This is a genomic window from Planktotalea sp. (genome assembly GCF_050633725.1).
GTDB lineage: Bacteria > Pseudomonadota > Alphaproteobacteria > Rhodobacterales > Rhodobacteraceae > Planktotalea.
This window is the reverse complement of sequence record NZ_JBOEHB010000018.1, coordinates 64,423-70,697: the sequence shown is the minus strand read 5'-3', so window position 1 is coordinate 70,697 and position 6,275 is coordinate 64,423. Positions and strand designations below refer to the sequence as shown.

Sequence of the window (6,275 nt, the reverse complement as noted above, 5' to 3'; positions counted from 1 at the left end):
AAAAGATCAACCAATACACGCGTTACGGCACCGTGGCTTTGGCGACGATGCAGGCTTATGGCCTCGCCGTTAGCTTAGAGGCGGGTGATCTGGTGACAGAGCCGGGCATGTTCTTCCGCACAGCGTGTTTGATTACGCTGGTTGGCGGCACCATGTTCCTGATGTGGCTGGGTGAGCAAATCACCGCGCGCGGCATTGGCAACGGCATTTCCTTGATCATCTTCGTCGGCATTATTGCCGAGGTTCCAGCCGCTTTGGCACAGTTCTTTGCCTCTGGCCGTTCTGGCGCGATTAGCCCAGCAGTTATTGTTGGGGTTATCTTGATGGTGGTCGTCACCATTGCCTTCGTGGTCTTTATGGAACGCGCATTGCGTAAAATCCACATCCAGTACCCACGCCGCCAAGTTGGTATGCGCGTACAGGAAGGTTCTTCTTCGCATCTGCCAGTAAAAGTGAACCCAGCGGGTGTTATCCCAGCGATCTTCGCATCCTCTTTACTGCTGCTACCAGCGACGATTTCGACCTTCTCGGGCAACTCGACGGGTCCGGTGATGTCAACGTTGCTTGCGTATTTCGGACCGGGCCAGCCACTTTATCTATTGTTCTTCGCAGCGATGATCGTCTTCTTCACGTTCTTCTATACGTTCAACGTCTCGTTCAAAGTCGATGATGTTGCGGACAACCTGAAGAACCAGAACGGTTTTGTCCCGGGTGTTCGCCCCGGTAAGAAAACTGCCGAATATCTGGAGTTCGTTGTTGGGCGCCTGTTGGTTCTTGGCTCTGCTTACCTCACTTTGGTTTGCTTGCTGCCAGAGATCATCCGCGGCCAATTCGCCATCCCCTTCTATTTTGGTGGAACGTCGGTTTTGATCGTTGTATCGGTGACCATGGACACAATCCAACAGGTGCAGAGCCACTTGCTCGCGCATCAGTACGAAGGATTGATCCAGAAATCACAGCTGCGCGGTAAGGGCGGCAAAGGACGCAAAAAACGGAGCCCGATTCGCCGATGACAAATATTATTCTGCTTGGACCACCCGGTGCCGGTAAAGGCACGCAAGCCGCAATGCTTGTTGAGGAGCGGGGCATGATCCAGCTCAGCACGGGCGACATGCTACGTGAAGCAAAAGACAGCGGCACCGAAATGGGCAAGGTCGTAGCAGACGTCATGGCGCGCGGCGATCTGGTGACAGACGAGATCGTGATCGGCCTGATCCGCGAGAAGTTGCAGGGCGACAAAAAGGGCGGATTCATCTTTGACGGCTTCCCCCGCACATTGGCGCAGGCCGATGCATTGGGCGAGCTGATGGCAGAGCAGGGCGAAACGCTAGAGTACGCGATTGAGCTTCAAGTGAACGACGATGTTCTGGTTGACCGCATCGTTGGCCGCGCTGCCGAGGCTGTTGCCGCTGGTGGAGTGGCGCGTGCGGACGACAACGCCGAAAGCCTGAAAATCCGTTTGATGGCTTACTACAAGCAAACGTCTCCGCTGATCGGCTATTACCACGCCAAAGGCTTGCTGAAAGGCGTCGATGGCCTCGGCACGATGGACGGCGTTAAAGCAGAGATTGCTGGGGTTTTGGACGCCTAAATCACGCATTGGTTTAGGGCCTATTGACGATGTTCGCAAAAGGTCCTAACCACCCACATCTCTAACGAGAATCAAACCGTCAGAATCGGGTAGCTCCCAACTCTGACAGATCACCTGATCAGCTTAAGCCCTCGGCCTCACCGCTTAGGGCTTTATGTTGTGAAAAAAGGGTCTGGAATCACGGACCCGCAACGTAAAGGAATAAGACACTTGGCACGTATTGCCGGCGTTAACATCCCGACCCACAAACGGGTCCCGATCGCCCTCACATATATCACTGGTATTGGCCCTGCCTCTGCTAAAGCAATTTGCGAAGCTGTTAAGATCGACGAATCCCGTCGCGTTAACGAGCTCTCCGATGCAGAAGTCCTCGCGGTTCGCGAGCACATCGACGCAACGTACAACGTTGAAGGCGATCTGCGCCGTGAGACGCAAATGAACATCAAGCGCTTGATGGACCTTGGTTGCTACCGTGGCCTGCGTCACCGCCGTAACCTGCCCGTTCGTGGTCAGCGTACATCTACAAACGCACGTACTCGCAAAGGCCCTGCAAAGGCCATTGCTGGTAAGAAGAAATAAGGGGGCTTGATCAATGGCACGCGAAGCTAAACGCACCAAAAAGAAGGTCTCCAAGAACATCGCCGCTGGCGTTGCTCACGTGAATTCTTCGTTCAACAACACAAAGATCCTTATCTCTGACGTTCAGGGTAATGCGATCTCTTGGTCCTCTGCGGGCATGATGGGCTTTAAAGGCTCACGTAAGTCCACGCCTTACGCGGCGCAGATGGCTGCTGAAGATGCTGGCCGCAAGGCAGCAGAGCACGGCGTGAAAACGCTGGAAGTTGAAGTTCAAGGCCCAGGTTCTGGCCGTGAGAGCGCGTTGCGCGCACTTGCAGCTGCTGGCTTTAACATCACGTCTATCCGCGACGTGACGCCTATGGCGCACAACGGCTGCCGCCCACCAAAGCGTCGCCGCGTCTAAGCACGCACAAGTTACCACGTAGAGGCTGCGCGCAATCGCGGCCTCTACTTCGTCATTTTAACCTCGAGCGTTTTGGTCTTTTGGACATGAGGTCGAAACAAGGATGGAGGGACGTATGATCCATAAAAATTGGGCAGAACTGATCAAGCCGACTCAGCTTGAAGTGAAGCCAGGCAATGATCCTGCACGTCAGGCAACGGTTGTAGCAGAGCCACTTGAGCGCGGCTTTGGCCTCACGCTTGGTAATGCTTTGCGCCGTGTTTTGATGAGCTCGCTTCAGGGCGCAGCAATTACATCCGTTCAGATCGACAACGTTTTGCACGAGTTTTCTTCGGTTGCGGGCGTTCGCGAAGATGTCACAGACATCGTTTTGAACCTCAAAGGTGTATCCTTGCGCATGGAAGTTGACGGACCAAAGCGTTTGTCAATCAATGCAAAAGGCCCGGGCGTTGTGACTGCTGGTGACATCGCTGACAGCGCTGGCATCGAAGTTCTGAACCGTGAGCACGTGATTTGCCACCTTGATGATGGCGCTGACGTTTACATGGAACTGACCGTGAATACGGGCAAAGGCTATGTTGCAGCTGAGAAGAACAAGCCAGAAGATGCGCCAATCGGCCTTATCCCGATCGATGCGATCTACTCGCCTGTTAAGAAGGTTTCTTATGACGTGCAGCCGACCCGCGAAGGTCAGGTTCTCGATTATGACAAACTGACGATGAAAGTCGAAACAGACGGTTCTTTGACACCAGATGATGCGGTTGCATATGCCGCGCGCATTCTTCAGGATCAGCTGTCCATCTTCGTCAACTTCGACGAGCCAGAGTCTGCATCTGCGAAGGATGAAGATGATGGTCTCGAGTTCAACCCGCTTCTGCTCAAGAAAGTGGACGAGCTGGAATTGTCTGTACGTTCCGCGAACTGCCTGAAGAACGACAACATCGTTTACATCGGCGATCTGATCCAGAAAACCGAAGCAGAAATGCTGCGCACGCCAAACTTCGGCCGCAAGTCTTTGAACGAGATCAAAGAAGTGCTGTCAGGTATGGGCTTGCACCTCGGCATGGACGTCGAGGACTGGCCACCGGACAACATCGAAGATCTTGCGAAGAAATTCGAAGACGCCTTTTAAGAATTTGTAGGGTGCGTGGTAACCACGCACCTTACTTTTACGACTGGGTCAGTGATGACCCCAAGGAGAGTGGTAGGCACGCACCTACTGCCAGACAAAGCAAAATCGCCCGTAGAGGGCACACTATTGGAGAAGACACATGCGTCACGCAAAAGGTTACCGCCGCCTAAACCGTACTCACGAGCACCGTAAAGCGCTCTGGGCGAACATGGCTGGCTCGCTCATCGAGCATGAGCAAATCAAAACAACATTGCCAAAAGCCAAAGAGCTTAAGCGCATCATGGACAAGCTGATCACACTCGGCAAGCGCGGCGATCTGCACGCGCGCCGTCAGGCTGCGGCTCAGTTGAAAGAAGACAAGGACGTTGCAAAACTGTTCGAAATCCTCGGCCCACGTTACGCAGACCGCCCAGGCGGCTACACTCGCGTTCTGAAAGCAGGCTTCCGCTACGGTGACATGGCGCCAATGGCGATCATCGAACTTGTTGACCGCGACGTTGATGCAAAAGGCGCAGCTGACAAAGCACGCGTTGCAGCGGAAGAAGCGGCTGAAGAGTAAGCCTAGCCAAACTGGTTAAAAGATTTGAAAGCCCTCGCTTATTGCGGGGGCTTTTGCGTTTCGTGCTGGGTGAAAAGCGGCGGCGGAACCCCTTTTCGATGGTATGCGCTTGTCGGCTTTTTCGTAGGCACACTACTCACAGCGAGCTATGCAGGGCACGACGTCGCATTTGCTCGTGTGCGGAAGGCTTTGAAGCGACCGAATGCTGGGCCACTCTTGGCGCGAACGGCTATGAAACATTGGCTGTTGGCTGAAGTAAAGAAACCTGAAAATACGTGAAAGCAATGCCGGATACCGCTGCACGATATGCCGAGCAAATGAAGTACTCTGCCAATCTGCGCGCTTCATTCGACGGCACTAAACCTTCCGCGAGGCGATCCGCCAGCGATACACGCAGCCCTTGAAACGTAGGACGCCAATTTCGACGATATATGGCTGCAATAATGCCATGACACCGCCAATCAACGTCGAAGATCAAACCCACGAAATCACGCATTTTCACCCCGAAAATGTCGAAGACTTTCTGTGCGGAAAGGCGTAGGGTGCATGCTTTGCACGCACCCGCCTCTTGCGATCACCATGCGCGGCTTGCATATCAAGAGAAACGCACTCTTATAGGTGGCCCATGATCCGTGCATTATTTTTAACTTTCTTCCTTGCGCTGCCTTGGCATGTTCAGGCGGACACGCAAATCCCTGAGAGCCAAGCGCAAATTTCGCTCAGCTTTGCTCCTTTGGTTAAGCAAGCTGCGCCTGCCGTAGTAAACATTTACGCCAAACGCATAGTTCAAGCCCGCGCCAGCAGCCCTTTCGCGTCTGATCCATTTTTCGAGAACTTCTTTGGGGGCCTCGCTCCAAGCCGTCCGCAGGTTCAAAATTCGCTTGGATCGGGAGTCATTTTGTCTCGCGATGGGTACGTTGTGTCCAACTATCATGTTGTCGGCATGGCCACAGACATTCGAGTCGTGCTGAAGGATCGCCGTGAGTTTTCGGCAGAGGTTGTTCTAGGCGATGAGGCGAGCGATTTGGCGATCTTGCGTCTGAAAGACGGGGAAGATTTGCCGTTTCTGACCCTACGCGACAGCAATACCGTCGAAGTGGGCGAGCTGGCCTTGGCTATTGGTAATCCATTTGGCGTTGGGCAAACAGTTTCAAGCGGCATTATCTCGGGCCTCGCACGATCTGGCAAAATAACAGGCAAAACGCGGGGCTATTTCATGCAGACAGATGCGCCGATAAACCCGGGCAACTCTGGCGGTGCGTTGATCGGAATGGATGGGGCATTGATTGGTGTAAACACCGCGATTGTTACGCGCTCGGGCGGCTCAAACGGGATTGGGTTTGCTATTCCAGCGGCTATGGTCGAGCAATTTGTGCGCCAAGCCCGCAGCGGGGAGAGCCAATTTCAGCGCCCTTGGGCAGGCATGGGGGGCCAAACCGTAGATGCCGATCTCGCCGCTTCGCTTGGGCTCGCGCGGCCCGGTGGAATGGCGATTACCCAGCTGCAAGAAGGAAGTCCCTTTGGCATAGTTGGCCTGCACGTAGGAGATGTGATTACGTCTGTAAATGGGCTTGAGGTGAACTCGCCCTCTGAAATGCTCTACCATATGACAATTGCGGGCATCGAGAGTGAGATAAACGTCGCAGCTGTACAAGACGGAATTGAGAAAGCTTACACTGTGGCGCTGATCGGGCCGCCCGATCTGCCCGCACGCAACGAGATTACGTTTGATGAAGATGATATTTTGCCATTGCTGCGCCTTTCGAACGTAAACCCAGCGGTGCTAGCAGAATTCCAATTGCCGATTTTGCCTGATGGCGTCGTTGTCCTGGACACTGGGCCAATCGGTCCGCGCATAGGTTTGCAACGCGGTGATATCCTTCGCGAGATAAACGGAGCAGAGATTTCCGCCCCCCGTGACGTGCAAAGAGCATTTAGCAAGGCGCGGCGTTCGGTTTCTATGGTCGTGGAGCGGGGCGGGCAACTCGTTTTGCTTCGTTTTCGGCTTTAG

General features: G+C 54.1%; 8 protein-coding genes. 7 read left to right on the top strand and 1 reads right to left on the bottom strand.

The window, feature by feature from the left end; all coding sequences use genetic code 11:
* The 6 genes from secY to rplQ all read left to right on the top strand — a co-directional run.
* On the top strand, positions 1 to 1,013 hold a 1,013-nt coding region (gene secY, locus ACRBCU_RS14595), incomplete at its 5' end, for a preprotein translocase subunit SecY (protein ID WP_431366123.1).
* Entirely contained in the window at positions 1,010 to 1,591 is a 582-nt protein-coding gene (locus ACRBCU_RS14590; protein ID WP_431366122.1) for an adenylate kinase, read from the top strand. The genes secY and ACRBCU_RS14590, both read left to right, overlap by 4 nt.
* Before the next feature lie 210 nt (positions 1,592 to 1,801).
* Positions 1,802 to 2,170: a 30S ribosomal protein S13 gene (gene rpsM, locus ACRBCU_RS14585; protein ID WP_431366121.1), complete on the top strand. Its 369-nt coding sequence runs from the start codon at positions 1,802 to 1,804 to the stop codon at positions 2,168 to 2,170.
* 13 nt (positions 2,171 to 2,183) lie between these two features.
* The gene (rpsK, locus tag ACRBCU_RS14580) at positions 2,184 to 2,573 is read left to right on the top strand and encodes a 30S ribosomal protein S11 (protein WP_431366120.1); all 390 of its coding nucleotides are present in this window, start codon (positions 2,184 to 2,186) and stop codon (positions 2,571 to 2,573) included.
* Positions 2,574 to 2,688: 115 nt separating this feature from the next.
* Complete coding sequence (locus tag ACRBCU_RS14575) at positions 2,689 to 3,705, top strand: DNA-directed RNA polymerase subunit alpha (RefSeq protein ID WP_431366119.1); 1,017 nt, start codon at positions 2,689 to 2,691, stop codon at positions 3,703 to 3,705.
* A gap of 139 nt (positions 3,706 to 3,844) precedes the next feature.
* A complete protein-coding gene (gene rplQ, locus ACRBCU_RS14570; RefSeq protein ID WP_431366118.1) occupies positions 3,845 to 4,264 on the top strand; it encodes a 50S ribosomal protein L17 in 420 nt (139 codons plus the stop codon).
* Between the two features lie 229 nt (positions 4,265 to 4,493).
* On the opposite strand, the gene ACRBCU_RS14565 is transcribed toward rplQ, so the two are convergent.
* Positions 4,494 to 4,760 (bottom strand): hypothetical protein, encoded by a 267-nt coding sequence (locus tag ACRBCU_RS14565; protein WP_431366117.1) that lies wholly within the window; start codon positions 4,758 to 4,760, stop codon positions 4,494 to 4,496.
* Between the two features lie 129 nt (positions 4,761 to 4,889).
* On the opposite strand from ACRBCU_RS14565, the gene ACRBCU_RS14560 reads away from it, so the two are divergent.
* Positions 4,890 to 6,275, top strand: coding sequence for a trypsin-like peptidase domain-containing protein (locus ACRBCU_RS14560; protein ID WP_431366116.1), 1,386 nt, complete (start codon positions 4,890 to 4,892; stop codon positions 6,273 to 6,275).